The sequence below is a fragment of the Cupriavidus oxalaticus genome, assembly GCF_016894385.1.
In the GTDB taxonomy this organism is placed as follows: Bacteria; Pseudomonadota; Gammaproteobacteria; order Burkholderiales; family Burkholderiaceae; genus Cupriavidus; species Cupriavidus oxalaticus.
The window spans coordinates 2,019,242-2,036,350 of record NZ_CP069812.1; the positions used below are offsets into that span (position 1 = coordinate 2,019,242).

At 66.7% G+C, this 17,109-nt stretch carries 15 protein-coding genes; 11 read left to right on the top strand and 4 right to left on the bottom strand.

Annotation, left to right across the window (positions count from 1 at the left end; genetic code table 11):
* Nucleotides 1-10: 10 nt before the first annotated feature.
* The gene (gene ppk1, locus JTE92_RS21710) at nt 11-2,146 is read right to left on the bottom strand and encodes a polyphosphate kinase 1 (RefSeq protein WP_063237825.1); all 2,136 of its coding nucleotides are present in this window, start codon (nt 2,144-2,146) and stop codon (nt 11-13) included.
* A 148-nt stretch (nt 2,147-2,294) separates the two neighbouring features.
* Between ppk1 and JTE92_RS21715 the strand changes: the two genes are divergently transcribed.
* Entirely contained in the window at nt 2,295-2,612 is a 318-nt protein-coding gene (locus JTE92_RS21715) for a hypothetical protein (protein WP_063238078.1), read from the top strand.
* A gap of 64 nt (nt 2,613-2,676) precedes the next feature.
* Here the strand turns inward: JTE92_RS21715 and JTE92_RS21720 are convergent, their stop codons facing one another.
* The 3 genes from JTE92_RS21720 to JTE92_RS21730 are packed head-to-tail and all read right to left on the bottom strand — an operon-like array spanning nt 2,677 to nt 5,518.
* Complete coding sequence (locus JTE92_RS21720) at nt 2,677-3,741, bottom strand: VWA domain-containing protein (protein WP_063237826.1); 1,065 nt, start codon at nt 3,739-3,741, stop codon at nt 2,677-2,679.
* A 59-nt stretch (nt 3,742-3,800) separates the two neighbouring features.
* The gene (locus JTE92_RS21725) at nt 3,801-4,910 is read right to left on the bottom strand and encodes a metal-dependent hydrolase (RefSeq protein ID WP_063237827.1); all 1,110 of its coding nucleotides are present in this window, start codon (nt 4,908-4,910) and stop codon (nt 3,801-3,803) included.
* Nucleotides 4,886-5,518 carry a hypothetical protein gene (locus JTE92_RS21730; RefSeq protein ID WP_239477813.1) on the bottom strand — a complete coding sequence of 211 codons (633 nt, stop codon included), beginning with the start codon at nt 5,516-5,518 and terminating at the stop codon, nt 4,886-4,888. The genes JTE92_RS21725 and JTE92_RS21730 overlap by 25 nt, the downstream gene beginning before the upstream one ends.
* Before the next feature lie 305 nt (nt 5,519-5,823).
* Between JTE92_RS21730 and JTE92_RS21735 the strand changes: the two genes are divergently transcribed.
* From JTE92_RS21735 to JTE92_RS21780, 10 genes are all read left to right on the top strand, one after another.
* Nucleotides 5,824-6,900: an AI-2E family transporter gene (locus JTE92_RS21735; RefSeq protein WP_063237828.1), complete on the top strand. Its 1,077-nt coding sequence runs from the start codon at nt 5,824-5,826 to the stop codon at nt 6,898-6,900.
* Between the two features lie 181 nt (nt 6,901-7,081).
* The gene (locus JTE92_RS21740) at nt 7,082-7,543 is read left to right on the top strand and encodes a bacteriohemerythrin (RefSeq protein WP_232353297.1); all 462 of its coding nucleotides are present in this window, start codon (nt 7,082-7,084) and stop codon (nt 7,541-7,543) included.
* A 51-nt stretch (nt 7,544-7,594) separates the two neighbouring features.
* Nucleotides 7,595-8,107, top strand: a complete 513-nt coding sequence (locus JTE92_RS21745) for a MarR family winged helix-turn-helix transcriptional regulator (protein ID WP_063237830.1) — start codon at nt 7,595-7,597, stop codon at nt 8,105-8,107.
* 183 nt (nt 8,108-8,290) lie between these two features.
* Nucleotides 8,291-10,105 (top strand): monovalent cation:proton antiporter-2 (CPA2) family protein, encoded by a 1,815-nt coding sequence (locus tag JTE92_RS21750; RefSeq protein WP_063237831.1) that lies wholly within the window; start codon nt 8,291-8,293, stop codon nt 10,103-10,105.
* Between the two features lie 364 nt (nt 10,106-10,469).
* On the top strand, nt 10,470-11,789 hold the full coding sequence (locus JTE92_RS21755) for a Rieske 2Fe-2S domain-containing protein (protein WP_063237832.1): 1,320 nt from the start codon (nt 10,470-10,472) through the stop codon (nt 11,787-11,789).
* A 67-nt stretch (nt 11,790-11,856) separates the two neighbouring features.
* Nucleotides 11,857-12,846, top strand: a complete 990-nt coding sequence (locus JTE92_RS21760) for a hypothetical protein (RefSeq protein WP_063237833.1) — start codon at nt 11,857-11,859, stop codon at nt 12,844-12,846.
* Nucleotides 12,847-12,891: 45 nt separating this feature from the next.
* Nucleotides 12,892-13,752, top strand: coding sequence for a carboxylating nicotinate-nucleotide diphosphorylase (nadC, locus tag JTE92_RS21765; RefSeq protein WP_063237834.1), 861 nt, complete (start codon nt 12,892-12,894; stop codon nt 13,750-13,752).
* Between the two features lie 14 nt (nt 13,753-13,766).
* Nucleotides 13,767-14,750: a PDR/VanB family oxidoreductase gene (locus JTE92_RS21770; RefSeq protein ID WP_063237835.1), complete on the top strand. Its 984-nt coding sequence runs from the start codon at nt 13,767-13,769 to the stop codon at nt 14,748-14,750.
* Nucleotides 14,747-15,976, top strand: a complete 1,230-nt coding sequence (locus JTE92_RS21775; RefSeq protein ID WP_063237836.1) for a Gfo/Idh/MocA family protein — start codon at nt 14,747-14,749, stop codon at nt 15,974-15,976. The genes JTE92_RS21770 and JTE92_RS21775 overlap by 4 nt, the downstream gene beginning before the upstream one ends.
* 124 nt (nt 15,977-16,100) lie before the next feature.
* The gene (locus JTE92_RS21780) at nt 16,101-17,102 is read left to right on the top strand and encodes a Bug family tripartite tricarboxylate transporter substrate binding protein (protein ID WP_063237837.1); all 1,002 of its coding nucleotides are present in this window, start codon (nt 16,101-16,103) and stop codon (nt 17,100-17,102) included.
* Nucleotides 17,103-17,109: the final 7 nt, after the last annotated feature.

Consider the following 17,109-nt stretch of genomic DNA (forward strand, 5'->3'; position numbering starts at 1 on the left):
GCCCCTGCACTCAAGTCAGTGTCGACAGCAATATGTTCTGCGCTGCCTCGCCGTCATGCACAAGCTGACGCTGATAGTTTCCGCCAGGCGTCATCACCCAGCTGTCGCGCCGGTCGGAAAGGTAGGGCTTCAGGCCTTCGGAAACGACCCGTTCCTTCAGCCGGGGATCCAGGATGGGAAAACAGATCTCGATCCGCCGGGACAGGCTTCGCTCCATCCACTCCCCGCTGGACAGCATGACCTTCTCTGCCCCGCCGTCGTGAAAATAGAAGACGCGCGCGTGTTCAAGAAATCGGCCCATGACCGATTTCACTGCGATGTGCTCCGACAGGCCAGCGACGCCTGGTCGCAACGCACAAGCGCCTCTTACGACCAGGTCAATACGCACGCCTTCCCGCGAGGCGTCGTATAGCGCCTGGATCAGCTCCGGCTCCAGCAGCGCATTCATCTTGGCGATGATCCGTCCCTTGCGCCCGGCCCTGGCGTGCTCGGCTTCGCATCGGATCGCGGCCAGCAACTGCTTCTTCAAGGTAAACGGCGATTGCCAGATATGGGTCATGCGCTGCGTCTGCCCGCGGCCGGTCAGCTGGCTGAAGACCTGTGCCACGTCCTGCGTCAGCGATTCATCGCATGTCAGCAATCCAAAATCCGTATAGGTGCGCGATGTCTCGTGGTGATAGTTCCCCGTGCCGAGATGGACATAGCGCCTGAGCTTTCCGCCCTCTCGCCGCAACACCATGACCATCTTGGCATGTGCCTTGAAACCGACGACTCCGTAGACGACATGCGCGCCAACTGCCTCCAGTTGCCCCGCCCAGCCGATGTTCGCCTCCTCATCGAAGCGGGCCAGCAATTCCACCACGGCGGTGACCTCCTTGCCGTTGCGCGCAGCCTCGATGAGTGCCGACAACAGGACCGAGTCGTGTCCGGCTCGATACACGGTCTGGCTGATTGCCACGACATCGGGATCCTTTGCCGCCTGCCTGACAAAATCGACGACCGGTGCAAATGACTGGAATGGATGGTGCAGCAGGATGTCGCCATCGCGCATGGCACGAAAGACATCGGACTGTTCCTGCAAGCTCTTCGGCAAGCCCGGCCGGAAAGGCATGTATTTCAGCTCCGGCCTGTTAACCTGATCCGGCACCTGCATCAGGCGAACCAGGTTGACCGGCCCGTTGACCGAAAACACTTCGCCTGGCGCCAGCCCGAACTGTTGCTGCAGGAATGTCGTCATCGCCAGCGTGCAGTTGTCCGCGACTTCCAGCCGGACCGCGTCGCCAAGATGGCGGTGCGGCAGTTCGCCTTGCAGCGCCTCGCGCAGGTTCTTGACCTCCTCCTCGTCCACGAACAGTTCACTGTTCCGGGTCACACGGAACTGATAGCAGCCCCGTACCGACATGCCGCTGAACAGTTCGCCGACATGGGCATGAAGGATGGACGAGAGGAAGACAAAGCCATGCTCGCATCCCGAGACGTCCGCGGGCAGTGCGATGACACGTGGCAGCGCGCGTGGCGCTTGCACGATTGCATTGCCGGAGTTGCGGCCGAACGCATCCTTGCCCTCGAGCTCGACCGCGAAGTTCAGGCTCTTGTTGAGAATGCGCGGGAACGGATGCGCGGGATCCAGCCCGATGGGTGTCAGGACGGGCATCAGTTCGGCGAAGAAGAATTCGCGAATCCAGGCCTTCTGCTCGGCGTTCCACGAGGGCCGCCGCAAGAAGCAGATCTGCTGTTCCGCCATGGCTGGAATCAGCACATCATTGAACAGGCGATACTGCTGATCGACCAGTTCACGCACCCGCTGGTTGACCGCGGCATAGACGACCTGCGGCGTGAGCCCGTCCGGGCCGACCACCGGCGCCTGAAGCGCGCACTGTTCCTTCAGGCCCGCCACGCGAATTTCGTAGAACTCGTCCAGGTTGCTGCTGAAGGTGCACAGGGCACGCAGGCGCTCGAGCAGCGGAATGGCGGGATCGACTGCCTGCTGCAGGACGCGGCCGAAGAACTCCAGCTGGCTGAGTTCGCGGTTGATGTAGAACTCGTTGCCATTGGGCAAGCTCTCCTCGTCCGCCAGGGCGCCCAAGCGTCCCGCCCCCCGGGCACCCGACGACCCGTTCCGCATGGAGCCAGATTCATGTTTCATGATTCCCTGCCAAGGAGAGACCTTTTCAGATTCTAGCTGGCGTATCGCGCATATCGACACGATTCCTGGCCCCGGCGTTCGCGAAAGACGCACTACCGCGAAATATCGGCGACCTAGAATGATCCCACTTGCCCAAATGGAGTCGCCCATGACACCGGAACTGCCATATGCCAGCGAGACCACTCCCGAGGGCCTGGCGCGATTGATCGAGCACATCAGGCACGCCGCGGGACAAGGTGATCTTGACCCCGTCTTTGTCCGCAAACTGGCCAAGCGCATCGGCAAGGAATTTCAGGAGATGAAGGCCGCAAGGCCGGGAGACGCCGGGCTTGCAGGTCTCGAATCAGGCATCGAAGCACTGCTGCTGGCCGCGGACAGCGGACATGGCGCCAGGTTGACCAAATCCCTGCAAAGGCTGCGGGAGAATGAGGGCGCCAGCGGCGGCGCGAGCCCGGCTTCTCATTAGTGGCCGACACGACGCCAATTGACAGGGGCGCTTCATTAGCCGGCCAGGTCGCCCGCGCTTCAGTTCACCGCCGGAACCACAGCAGCGACAGCCCGCACGCCGCCACCAGCAGCAGGACCGAGGCCGCCGCCAGCAAGGCGCTGATCTCGATTTCCCTGCGCTCGAGCGCGAAACGGGCGCTCAGCCGGCGATACACCTGCGTCAGATCCGCGGCCGAGCCAGCCTGGAAGTACTCGCCGTCAGTGAGCGCCGCGACCGCGCGCAAGGTGGGTTCATCCAGCTGCATGTAGAAAGACAGGCTCGACACTGCCGCACCCGCGTCCTGCGTCGCACCGAAGCCCACGGTATAGACGCGCACGCCGCGCTGGGCGGCCATGCGCGCGGCGTCCAGAGGGTCCGGGCCGGTGGTGCGGCGACCGTCGCTGAGCAGGATCACCGCCCCGTGCTGGTAAGAGCCGGGCTGCACCGCCGGCTGCTCCTGATCGCGCTTGCGGACGGCGTCAGCGGCGGCGGCCTCGGTCAGCGACCTGCCACCCGGCCCGGGCGCGAGCGACTCGCCACTGAAGAGGATCGCTTCCAGGTCGATGCCATCGTCGGGGAACAGCACCGCCAGCGCCTGGATCAATCCGCTGCCTGTCGCCGTGCCGCGCTGGAGCTGGAAGCGATCGATCGCGTCGAGCATGTCCTGCCGGTTGTCGGTGGGGGGCAGCACCACGGTCGCCGTGGCGGCAAAAGAGACAATGCCCAGGCGCACGCTGGCCGGCAGCCCGACGATGAGATCCCGCGCAGCCTGCTGGGCCGCGCTGATCCGGGTGGGCGCGACGTCGGTCGCCTCCATGCTGCGGGAGGTATCCATGGCCAGTACCAGGGTGATGGCGTCGGACGGCAGCGTGACGGTCGCCGTAGGACGGGCACAGGCCAGCAGGGACGCGCCCAGCGCGAGCAGGAAGAGCAGCGGCGGGATGTGACGCCGCAGCCGTTGGTTGCGACCCAGCGCGGCGCGCGGCAGCGCAAGACTGGCATACAACAGGGCGATTTTCTTGCGCCGCACAATCAGGTACAGGTAAGCGGCTGCCAGCAGGGGGAGCAAGAGCAGCAGCCAGAGCATTTGCGGCCAGAGAAACTGCATGCCCTGCTCCTTGGCGCGTGGGTAGGACGATGGTACTACTGTACTTTCCCTGGCGGACGCTAGTCGAGGCGCTGGCGCTGGTCCTGGCTGAAATAGGCAAGCCGGTATAGCCGCCATGGTGCCTGCGCACTGTCGCGGCAATAGCCATAGCGGAAGATGTCTTCCACCGCGGGCAAGTCATAACGCAGGTCGGTGAACCAGACGCAGGCGGCCGCTTCGCCCGGCGGCAGCGGGGTTGCCGGCATCGCCATGATGGCGGAAAGGGCCGGATAGACGGCGAACCGCCTGAAATCGGCAAAGTCCGGCCGCACCCAGAGCTGCCATGCGAGCGCCCGCCCAGCCCGCGCCTGGGACAGCTGCGGCAGCTGTGGCCGCCGTGTCCAGGCCATGCGCGCGGGCGGCACATAAGCCCGGGCCATGGCGGGCAGGCGCCCCAGCACCTGCCATGGCGGCACCCAGGCAGGATGCCCGGCCAGGTTGACGTGGGCGACATGGTAGTCCGTCCCTGCGCGGGCGATCAGCTTCCAGTTGAACGGAGAAAACGGCTGGGGGAGCGCGTCCACGCCCTGCGCCTGGATGCCGGCGGCATGCAGGGATTCATTGCCCAGTTCCAGCGCCCGTTGCCTGAGCACACCCTGGACGCCGACATAGGCGCACAGCAGCACCATGCCCGCCAGCGCTGCCCGTGCGCGCCGCTGCAGTGGCAGGCACAATGCCAGGCCCAGGCCGGACACAACGATACCGCTCAGCAGCGGATCGACCAGGAAGGTGGTGCCAAGGCTGAAGCGCCGTTCGGAGCCGGGATAGAAGATGCGGGTGCCATAGACGGTGATCAGGTCCAGCGCGATGTGGCTGGCCACGCCGAGGCAACTGACGGCGAGTGCTTCGCGCCAGGCCTGGCGCCGGCGCGCCACCAGGCAGAACAGCCCGGCGAGCAATGCGCCCCAGGCGGGAAGCAGCAGCAGCGAATGCGTCGGCCCCTGATGCCAGTGGGCCAGGAAACGCAGCGGATGGACCAGGAAGCCCAGGAAATCGATATCCGGAAAGGCTCCGGCGGCGGCGCCAAGCAGCAGCCGTTCGCCGGTGCCGAGGCGCCGGCCTGGAGCCTCGTCCATGCGGACGGCCAGCGCAACCTGCGCGCCCATCAAGGCGTGGGTGATCGTGTCCATCCGGGCGGGGCTCCGGTGTCGCCAGGCCGGCGCCAGGCCAGGCGCTCGGCGCAGCGCAGTTGCCGATCGAGCCAGGCCCGCGTGCGGCCGGCATCCGGTGAACCGTCGCGCAGCCAGCAGCCGACGGTGGAGAGGAAGATGCCGGTCAGCACGACCTCACCCGCTTCGCGGCGCCAGCCGGATTCCGGCAGGCGGGCAGCTTCCCGCAGCCACTGCACGGTGCGGCTGATATGCAGCAGGCCCTGCACCTGCAGATGCACGTGCTCCGGCTGCAGCTTGTAGCGCAGCATCTGGGCAGTGAGTTGCCGGTGCGGGGCCAGCGCCTCCAGCCAGGCGAGAATGGCCTGCTCCAGCCGCTCGCGGTGGGACAGGGCACCCCAGCCTTCCCGCGCCGACACGCGCACCAGCGCAAGGTCCGCGCGCTCGAACCAGGCTTCGGCCACATCGTCCTTGTGCCGGTAATGCCGCTGGATTTCGTCCAGGCCGATGCCCATGTCGTCGGCGACGTCATGCAGATGCAGGGCGTCCCAGCCGCTGCGCTCGCCGAGCCTCAGAGCGGCCTCCAGGATCCGGCCGGCCGGAGCGGCATTGTCGTTCATGGCGTTCATGGCTTTGCCATCCTCCGGGAATACGTCTCCACGCTGCTTTCCAGCATAGAAAAGCAGCGCGCACGCGGGCGCCGATTTCTGGCCGGTCTTCGTACGCGGGCCCGCTGCAGACCGCGCTGGACGTGCCGGACGTGCCGGACATGCCGGACATGCCGCCGGAGCATATCGCCCTGGCGCCGCCGCCCGGCATCCTGAAGACGTCGGCCGGCAGGATCCGGCGTGCTGCCTCCTTTGCGGCGTGATGCGCCGCGGTTAGCATAGTGGCAACGTGCATCGCCCCGGATGCCGTGCCCACGGGCCCTTCCATGACCGATTTCCAAGCAGCCGTATGGGTACGCCGGAGTCTTCTGGTGTGCCTGCTCGGCGGGCTGCTCGCCCTGTCCTTTGTCATCGTGCGGCCGTTCCTTGTGCCACTTGCCTGGGCCGGAATCCTCACCTATGTCACCTGGCCGCTCAACGCGTGGCTACGCCGCGTGCTGCGCCAGCGGCGAACCTGGGCTGCGCTGATCTCCACGCTGGTACTTGCCGCGTTGCTGGGCGTGCCGCTCATCTGGCTCACCATCCTGCTGCGCGCCGAGATGGTCGCCGCCTACCGCGAGGCGGCAGATATCCTGAACGCGGGCGCCGCACTGCCGGATTCGCTCGCACGCGTGCCCTGGGTCGGCGAATGGTTGCAGGAATGGTTATCAGTGCTGTTGGGTGACCGCGCAGCCCTGCGTGCCCAGGTCGCGGCGCTGATCGAACGGTGGGGCGGCGCCCTTGCAAGGCTGGCCGGCGGCGTGGGACTCAACGCAGGGCTCATTGGCGTGACGCTGCTTACTGCATTCTTTTTCTTCCGCGACGGCGAGAAATTGCTCGCGCAGTTGCGCCTGGTCCTGCAAGGGGTCCTCGGGCCGCGCGCGCACGGCTACGTCATTGCCGTGGGCGACACCGCGCGGGCCGTGGTATTCGGGCTCTTCCTCGCCGCGGTCGCGCAGGGGTCGTTCGCCGGCCTCGGCTACTGGGCGGCAGGCGTCAACGCGCCGGTGTTCTGGGGCATTGCCACTGCCATCTTTGCGCTGATTCCCTTTGGGGCGCTGGTGATCTGGGTCACCATCGGCGTATGGCTGCTTATCGCTGACCACACCGTGGCGGGGATCGGGCTCCTGCTGTGGGGCGCTACCGCCGTGAGCTGGGTCGATAACGTCGTTCGTCCGCTGGTCATCAGCGGCGCCACCAAGGTTCCGTTCCTGCTGGTGATGTTCGGCGTGTTGGGCGGACTCGCCGCATTTGGCCTGATCGGGCTGTTCGTCGGGCCCGTGATCCTCGCCGTGCTGCTCGCCGTATGGCGCGAATGGCTGGAAAGCCAGGCAGAGCAGCGGGTGGGGCCACCGCCGGCGTGATGCCGGCGTAATGCCGGCGTAAAGCCGGCGTTATGTCAGCCACGCCGGCACCGGCGAACGGCGTCCGGGGCGTCGTCGCCAACCTGTGCAGCCAACTACACTCGCCGCCCTGCTCATTGCTGTTGCCTACGGAACCTGCCCCGCCTATAATACTTAGGCTCCTAATAATAGGGATCAAGGCATGACGGCAACGCACAATCCAATGTTCTGGCATGACGGCCTACTGATCGGTCATTCCGCGATTGACGACGAACATCAACGGTTTGCGGCATGCATCCAGTCGTTGCGCGAAGCGCCTGCCGACCGCCTGGCGCAGAGGCTGGAAGAACTGCTGCAACTGGCACGAACGCATTTCCTGCACGAGGACAGGCTGATGGAGGCAACGGCCTTTCCACCGCGCAAGTGCCACATCGGCGAACATGCGGCCGTGCTGGCCTCGATATCCGGCGTGCAGGCAAGGCTCGAACGCGGGGAGGTGGCGGTCGCGCGCCGGCTGGCGGAAGAACTGGAGCACTGGTTCCCCGCGCATGTCCAGCACCTGGATTCGGCGCTGGCGCACTGGATCTGCAAGCAGCACGTCGGCGCCAAGCCGGTCGTCCTGCGCAGGAACCTGGAAACCCGTCGCACCGCGGAGCCTGCGTGAAGCACAGGCAAGCCATGGCAGAATACGCCTTTGCCCTTGCTTCCCGCCCTTATGTCGAAAGCCTCCGAACTCAGAGAACAGGAGATTGCCCAGCGCGTCCTGCGCCGCTGGCACGACGACGTGCCCAATGACCGCCTTGCACACCTTGTGAAAGACGCGACGCGGGTCTTCCTGCGCGCGCTGCAGCACCGGCTCTCCCAGCATGACGTGCAGCTTGGCCACTGGACCTTCCTGCGCATCCTCTGGGAACGCGACGGCATCACCAAGCGTGAACTCAGCATCGAAGCGGGCGTGATGGAGCCGACCACATTCGCGGCCCTGCAAGCCATGGAGGCGCTCGGCTATGTCACGCTGGAGCGCCGGCCGAACAATCGCAAGAACATCTATGTGTTCCTCACGCCGTTGGGCAAGCGGCTGCGCAAGACGCTGGTACCGTTGGCCGAAGAGGTCAATGCCGTGGCGGTCCAGCATCTCGCCGCGGATGATGTCGCCACCACGCGCCGCGCGCTGCTGGTGATGATCGACAACCTGACCCGCGACCAGCAGGGGATCGGGCAGGCTTAAGCGACTACATCTCCCAGCCGTCCCCCTCCCTTTTAATACCCAAGGCTGCGACCCGCTTCGCGGCCGCCGGCACGGCCGACAGCGCATGCCGGCGTACCGGGCGGCTGTTTGTGATAGTGTGCCGTTCTCATGGCGCGGCGCGATGCCGCGGCCGGCTTTTCAGGAACGACAAGGAAGCAAGACATGGCCGCAGAAGGGAATGCAAGCCAGCTGGTCGGCATTGTCACGCTGCTGGGCGCAGCAGTGGTGGCGGTACCGCTGTTCAAGCGCATCGGGCTGGGCTCGGTGCTGGGATACCTGGCCGCGGGGCTGGCCATCGGGCCCTACGGCCTGGGGCTGGTGACCGACGCGCAGACCATTATCCATGTCGCCGAGCTCGGCGTGGTGATGTTCCTCTTCGTCATCGGGCTGGAGATGAACCCCTTGCACCTGTGGAACCTGCGCGGCCAGATCTTTGGGCTGGGCAGCATGCAGGTGGGGCTGTGCGCGCTCCTGCTTACCGGCGTGGGCATGGCCTTCGGCTTTCCGTGGCAGGTCTCGTTCGTCAGCGGCGCGGGCTTCGTGCTCACGTCGACGGCCATCGTCATGCAGGTACTGGCCGAGCGCGGCGACATCCTGGCGCCGCGCGGCCAGCGCATCGTCTCCATCCTGCTGTTCGAAGACCTGCTGATCGTGCCGCTGCTGGCCGTGGTGGCCTTCCTGGCGCCGGCCGACGCGGCGCTCGCGCCCAGCTCGTCGCTGTGGCAGCGCATCGGCATCGCGGCGCTGTCGCTGGGTGCGCTGGTGGCGGCGGGGCTGTGGCTGCTGAATCCCATGTTCCGCGTGCTGGCCAGGGCCAAGGCGCGCGAGGTGATGACGGCCGCCGCGCTGCTGGTGGTGCTGGGCGCGGCACTGCTGATGGAACTGGGCGGCCTGTCGATGGCGATGGGCGCGTTCGTCGCCGGCGTGCTGCTGTCCGAGTCCACCTTCCGCCACCAGCTGGAAGCGGACATCGAGCCATTTCGCGGCCTGCTGCTGGGCCTCTTCTTCCTGGGCGTGGGCATGGCGCTCAACCTGGACGTGGTGGCGCGCAACTGGCAACTCGTCACCGCCGGCGTGGTGGCGCTGATGGTCGCGAAGGCGCTGTGCATCTACGTGGTGGCGCGGCTGACCCGAAGCGACCATGCCGAAGCGGTCGACCGCGCCATCCTGATGGCCCAGGGCGGCGAATTCGCCTTCGTGCTGTTCACCGAGGCGCTCAAGCTCCAGGTCATGAGCCCGGAGGTCAATGCCAGCATGACGGCCATCGTCGTGCTCTCGATGGCCATCACCCCGCTGGTGGTGGTTCTCCACAAGCGCTTCAGGCGCGCCGACGCGGTGCGGCTCGACGGCGTCGAGGCGCCGCGGGACCTGCAGGGCAACGTGCTCATCATCGGCTTCGGCCGCGTCGGGCAGATCGCCACCCAGGGGCCGCTCGCCAAGGGCGCGCAGTTGTCCATCATCGACAACGATCCCGACGTGATCCGCGCCGCCGAGCCCTACGGCTTCAAGGTCTACTACGGCGACGGGGCCCGCGCCGACGTGCTGCACGCCGCCGGCGCGCACCGCGCCCGTGCCATCGTGGTCTGCGTCAACGACAAGGACGCGGCCACCCGCATCGTCGAGAACGCGCGGCGCGAATGCCCGCAGGTCAAGCTGATCGTGCGCGCCTTCGACCGCGAGCACGCGCTGGAACTGGTCAGGAGCGATGCCGACCACGTGGTGCGCGAGACCTTTGAATCGGCGCTGCAGATGGGCCGGCAGGCCGTGCTGGCGCTGGGCGCCACCGAGGACGAGGCCGACGCGCTGACCGAGCAGGTGCGCAGCCGCGACGCCGAGCGCTTTGCGCTGGAAACCGCGGGCGCCGCCTTCGCCGGGCGCGCGCTGGTGCTGGGCAATATCGAATACATCGAGCCGCCGCGGCACGACAAGAAGCCGGCGGCGGCGAATCCGGCGGCGCAGGGAGCGTCCGAAGCCTGAAGACTGGCCCACCGGGCGACCGCACGGGGACTGTGGCTGGCAGCCCCGTTTCCTCCAACACATCGCCGGCCGCTCCCCTCCCCCTTTCCCCTTCCCCTCCCGATCTTCCCGGCTGCGACCTGCCTGCTTCGCGCCGGCACGTTTTCGCCCGTCCACCGAGCATCTCGCAAGCCGATACCTTGCGTCCCCGCCGGCCGCCTACGCCCTCCTTTAATTAGCCCCCTAAGTATTTTCCCTTGGTTTCCCAATCCAGCCTTGCCATCGATGTTCACGCTGATTATTCTTAGGCCACTAAGTATTTTTCAAGCAAAGCCAGAACGCCAGACCGGCCAGCGCCCGGGATGCGATGGCCAGGAGCCCCCCAATGATGACGAAGGAAGAAAACGATCTGCTGTGCCGTGTGGAAGGCGATGCCCCGATGGGGCAGCTGATGCGCCGGCACTGGACGCCGGTTTGCCTGCTAGAGGAAGTGACGGAGCCCGATGGCGCGCCGGTGAAGGCGCGCGTGTTCGGCGAGGACCTGGTCGTGTTCCGCGACAGCGACGGCCGCGTCGGCGTGATGGACGAGTACTGCCCGCACCGCAGGGCATCGCTGGTCTTCGGCCGCAACGAGGAAGGCGGCCTGCGCTGCCTCTATCACGGCTGGAAGATGGACGTGGAGGGCAACGTGCTGGAGATGGTCTCCGAGCCCGCATCCAGCGGCATGGCGGAGAAAGTCAAGCACAAGGCCTATCCCGTCAAGGAATGGGGCGGCATGGTGTGGGCGTACATGGGACCGGCGGACGCGGTGCCGGAATTCGTGCCGCCACGCTGGGCGCCGACCGAGGATGCCCGCGTCAGCATCGCCAAAGTGCTGCTGCCCTGCAACTGGGCACAGGTGCTGGAGGGCGCGATCGATTCCGCGCATAGCTCGAGCCTGCACAGCTCGGACATGGTGCCGGCGCGCGTGGACTGCGCCAAGGCAACCGACAGCCTGTGGCTGCGCCCTTCGACCGACAAGGCGCCGCGGCTGCAGGTGCAGCGCGGCGGCTACGGCTTCCGCTACGCCGCCATCCGCAGGCCGATCCAGCAGGCGCAGACGCATGACTATGTGCGCTCCACGGTCTTCGTTGCGCCGGCGACCGCGCTGATCCCGCCGAACAACCTCTACAACGTCGCCAACATCAACGTGCCGATGGACGACACCAACACGGCGTTCTACTTCATCGCCTGGGGCCATCCGGCACAGACGCCTGAAACGGAGACGTGGCGCAAGTTCCTGCGCCAGACCGTCGGCGTGGACCTGGACGCGTACTACCGCCCGCTGCGCAACGTCGACAACCGCTTCTGGCAGGACCGCCAGGCGATGAAGGCGGGCAACTTCACCGGGATTGCCGGCTTCCCGAACCAGGACGTCGCGATGTGGCTGACGATGGGCCCGATCGCCGACCGCAGCCACGACCGGCTGGGCGCGAGCGATCTCGCCATCGTCGAGTTCCGCAAGCAGATGCTGGACGCCGTCAGGGCCTTCCAGCAAGGCGGCGAAGCGATCGGCACGGGCGCCAATACGATTCCCGCCGACGTCTGCGCATTCCAGGCGATCGTGCCGAAGGCCGATGACTGGCGTACGTTCAACGTGCAATACGTCTGGGCCGGCGGGCAGGACCTGCCCGAGCTGGAGCCGTCGTACTCCGTCACGGCGTGAGGCGCCCATCTCTCCATATCCCCGCTGGGCACTACCCGCATTCCCCCGAGCCCCCACTCCATCACCGATGACCAGACTCCGCCTCTCCGTCGCCATGGGCGACTATGACCGTACCCGCGCGCTGCTCGATGGCCGCGTCCAGATCGACGGCGTCGATCCCGTCTACATGACGCTCAACCCCGAGGAAATGTTCTTCCGCGCCATGCGCAGCCAGGACTTCGATATCAGCGAGCTGTCTTTCTCCAGCTACCTGGTCAGGCACGCGCGCGGCGACTGCCCGTACATCGCGGTGCCCGTGTTCCTCTCGCGGGCGTTCCGCCACACCTCCATCTACGTGCGCAAGGACCGTATCGGACGTCCCCAGGACCTGAAAGGCTGCCGCATCGGCATTCCCGAGTACCAGCTCACCGCGATCGTGTGGGCGCGTGCGATCCTGCAGGACGACTTTGGCATCCACCCGTCCGATGTGACCTGGGTACGCGGCGGCATCGATACGCCGGGGCGTCCTGAGAAGGTGAAGCTGCAGCTTCCCGCCGATGTCCGCGTCGAGGCAGCGCCCGAAGGCCGCACGATCTCCGACCTGCTCGACAGCGGCGAGATCGACGGCTTCATCGCACCGCGGCCCCCGGGCGCGGCGGCCCTGCGCAACGAAAACGTGGGCTGGCTCTTCGACGATCCGACCGCCGAGGCGAAAGACTACTTCCGGCGCACCGGCGTGTTTCCCATCATGCATGTGGTGGGCATCCGCAAGACCCTTGCCGAGGCGCAGCCGTGGTTGCCGGGCGCCGTATTCAAGGCGTTCAGCCAGTCCAAGGCGTACGCGCTGGCGCAGTTGTCCGATACCTCCGCGACCAAGGTGACGATGCCGTTCGTGGAGGAGATGCTGAAGGCCGCGCGCGAGACGCTGGGCGAGGACTACTGGTCGTACGGCGTGCAGGCGAACCTGCGCACGCTGGAGACGTTCTCCCGCCATCACCATGGCCAGGGCCTGTCCGAGCGGCTGGTACCGGTGGCGGAAATGTTCCATCCCGCCACCTACGAGTCCTACAGCATCTGACGAACGCGCGGGCGCCCCCCTGCCCGCGCACATCCAGGAGCAAAGATGTTCGAGTACAACGAAACCCTCGAGCAGGCGCTGCGCCGCAACGTCGACGACGCGCTGCGCGAGGACATCGGGCGCGCCGACTGGACGGCGCAGCTCGTGCCTGCGGCCAGGCACGTGCAGGCGCGCGTGGTGGCGAAGGAAAACGCGGTGATCGCGGGCCAGCCGTGGTTCGACGCATGCGTGGCGCGGCTCGATCCGGACGCGTCGATCGCATGGCGGATTGCCGAGGGCGAGGCCGTGCTGGCCGGCGCCGAGGTCTGCCGCATCACCGCAGACGCGCGGGCACTGCTGTCCGCCGAACGCCCGGCGCTGAATTTCCTGCAGACGTTGTCCGGCGTCGCCACCGTGACGCGCCGCTACGTCGAGCGGATCGCCGGGGTATCGCCCAATCCGAACGGCTGCGCGATGCTCGACACCCGCAAGACGCTGCCCGGGCTGCGCCTGGCGCAGAAATACGCGGTCCGCGTGGGCGGCGGCGCCAACCATCGCCTGGGGCTGTGGGACGCCATCCTGATCAAGGAGAACCATATCGCCGCGGCCGGCGGCGTGCGCGAGGCGCTCGAACGCGCAGCGCAGCTGGGTGCCGGCGTGCCGGTGCAGATCGAGGTGGAAGACCTGGAGGAGCTGGCGGCAGCCCTGGCCGCCGGGGCCACCAGCATCCTGCTGGACGACTTCAGCCTCGACGACATGCGGCGCGCCTGCGCGCTGAACGCCGGGCGGGCGCTGCTGGAGGTCTCCGGTGGCGTCGACCTCGAATCGCTGCAGGCCATCGCCGCCACCGGCGTGGACCGGATCTCCAGCGGCAAGCTGACCAAGGACGTGCGCGCGATCGACCTGTCGATGCGCATCGTCGACTGACAGGAATGCGCATCATGACTACCACACCGCACCATCCCGAACCCCATGCAGACACGCCGATGCTGCTGCGCATCGCGCGCATCCACGACGCCGCGCAAGGCATCCGCAGCTTCGAGTTCGTGCAGGCGGACGGCACCGAACTGCCGCCGTTCACGCCGGGCTCGCACATCAAGGTGCAGGTGCCCAACGGCATGCTGCGCAAGTACTCGCTGTGCAACGACCCCGCCGAGCGTCACCGCTACGTGATCACCGTGAAGCGCGACGAACAGGGACAGGGTGGCTCGAAGAGCCTGTGCGACGACGCCGGCGAGGGCGACCTGATCCCGGTCGGCCTGCCTGACAACGCCTTTCCGCTGCAGGAGGATGCCAGGGCATTCGTCTTCATCGCCGGCGGCATCGGCATTACGCCGATTCTCTCGATGATCCGCAGCTTCGACGAGCTTTCCACCGCAAAGTGGCGGCTCTATTACTTCACGCGCTCGCCGGAAAGCACGGCTTTCCTGGACGAACTGCAGGCGCCCGAACTCAAGGGAAAGGTGAAGATCCACCACGATTTCGGCGATCCTGCCAGGGCCTTCGATCTGTGGCCGGTGCTCGAGCGCCCGTGCGACACCCACATCTACTGCTGCGGCCCGCGCGGCCTGATGGAGGCGGTGCGCGACATGTCGGGGCACTGGCCCGCCACCCGGATCCACTTCGAAAGCTTCAACGAGGGCGGCGGCGTGCGCGCCGATGACAAGCCGTTCGACGTGGTGCTCAGCCGCAGCGGGCAACGCTACGAAGTGCCGGTCGGGGCGAGCATCCTGAACGTGCTGCGCCAGCATGGCTGCAATGTGCCGTCATCCTGCGAGAGCGGCACCTGCGGCACCTGCCGCACCGGGCTGGTCTCGGGCGAGGCGGACCATCGCGACATGGTGCTGATGCCGGAGGAGATGGACCACCAGGTGATGATCTGCGTCTCGCGGGCAAAGTGCGCGGAACTGGTGATCGACCTATGAGCGCCAACGCAACCCGGCAAGTACGCCTGGGCGTGGTCGGGCTCGGCCGGGCCTTCTCGCTGATGCTGCCCACGTTCCTCGCGGACCAGCGCGTGCGGCTCGCCGCCGCCTGCGATCCGCGCGAGGCGGCACGCCAGCAGTTCGCGCGCGATTTCGATGCGCCTGTCTATGAGGATTTGGCGGCAATGGTGACGTCGCCCGACCTCGATGCCGTCTACATCGCGAGCCCGCACCAGTACCATGCCGCGCATGCGTGCCTGGCGGCGGAACACGGCAAGCACCTGCTGGTGGAAAAGCCGATGGCGATCTCGCTGGCCGAGTGCGACCGGATCATCGAGGCTTGCGGGCGCGGCGGCGTACGTGTGATCGTGGGGCATTGCCACAGCTTCGATTCGCCATACCTGCACGCGCGGCAACTGATCGCGTCAGGGCGCTTCGGCGCGGTGCGCATGATCCACGCGCTGAACTACACCGACTTCCTGTACCGCCCGCGGCGCCCGGAAGAATTGCAGACGGAGGCCGGCGGCGGCGTGGTATTCAGCCAGGCCGCGCACCAGGTCGACGTGGTGCGGCTGCTGGCAGGCGCTCCCGCCACACGTGTGCGCGCGACACTGGGCAGATGGGACCCGGCCCGTCCGACCGAGGGCGCCTATGGCGCCATGCTCTGGTTCGAGGACGGCGCCTACGCGTCGCTCACCTACAGCGGCTATGGCCGGTTCGACACGGACCCGTGGAACGGCGGCTTCAGCGAGATGGGATTCGCCACGCGCGAGGCGGACTACGGCCGCGCGCGCCGCAAGCTGGCGTCGATCGGCTCGGCGGACGCGGAGGCGCGCCTGAAGGCGGATGGCACCTATGGCGGCCCGTCGTGGCAGGCACCCGCCGGCGCCGAACGCGCCCTCTCAAACCAGCACTTCGGCCCCGTCATCGTGAGCTGCGAGCATGCCGATATCCGGCCGATGCCGGACGGCATCTGGGTCTACGCCGACTCGCAGCGCGAGCACATCCCCCTGCCGGCACCGGCGGTGCCCCGCTTCGAGGTCATCGACGAACTGGTCGATGCCGTCGTCCATGGGCGCGAGCCGCTCCATGATGGCGCGTGGGCACGCTCCACGCTCGAGGTCTGCCTGGCAATGCTGACCTCGGCGCGCGAGGAGCGGGACGTGACGCTCACGCGCCAGGCAAGGGCTTCGCCACATCCGGCCGACGTATCACCGGTCGCCTGAACCCATGGCTCGCCCAAGACCACCATCCGGATAACCCCAGCGCAGCGAGCCCACGAATGCCGTCGTCAGAACGGCATCGCCAGGGGCCGCCGCATGCACTACGATCGTAACGTGGAGACAACACATGAACCGCCCCCAAACCCGGCTTGCACGACGCAGGCTTTGCCTCAGCCTGGGCCTCGGCCTCACCGCAGCCTTCGTTCCCGCATTGGCCATGGCCAGCACCGATGCCTGGCCCGCCAAGGCCATCCGCTTCATTGTTCCCTATGCGCCCGGCGGCTTGCCTGACACCGTTGCACGCGTTCTGTCCCAGCAGCTCACCCAACGACTGGGCAAGCCGGTCGTCGTCGACAACCGGCCCGGCGCCAATGGCGTGGTCGCCGCCCAGGCGCTCATGACGAGCCCTGCCGACGGCTACACGTTCCTGGTGACCGACGGCTCGATGATGTCCATCAATCCGGCGATCTACAAGAACCTGTCCTATGAACCCAAGCGCGATTTCGTACCCGTCTCGCTTGCCGCCAGGTCCCCGCTCTTCCTCGCCGTCAATGCACGCGTTCCAGCCAACTCGCTCAACGATTTTGTCGCGCTGGCGAAATCCAGATCGGGTGCGCTGAACTACGGATCTTCCGGCATCGGCAGCACCCATCACCTGTCGATGGAAGCACTGAAAACCGCCCTCAAGCTGGATATCAAGCACGTGCCGTTCCGTGGCTCCGGCCAGTCCGTTCCGGCTTTGATCGGGGACCAGGTCCAGGTGGTGTTTGCCGCCTTGCCTTCGCTATCCGGCTTCGTCAAATCGGGGCAAGTCAAGATTCTGGGCACCAACTCGCTGAAGCGCTCCGATCTCGCGCCGCAGATTCCGGCGATCTCCGAGGTGGTGCCAGGCTACGACTTCGCCGTGACGGTCGGATTGCTTGCCGCAAAGGGAACCCCGGACGCCGTGGTCAAAAAAATGGCCAGCGCGGTTTCCGAGGCAGTCAAGATGCCCGAGGTGGTCTCGCAGTTCCACGTTGCCGGTATCGAACCCGTGGGAGGATCGAGCGCGGACTACGCGAAGGTCATTGCCGACGAGGCGGCTCGCTATGCGCAGACCATCAAGGTTGCGCATGTCATTGCCGAGTAAGAAGTAA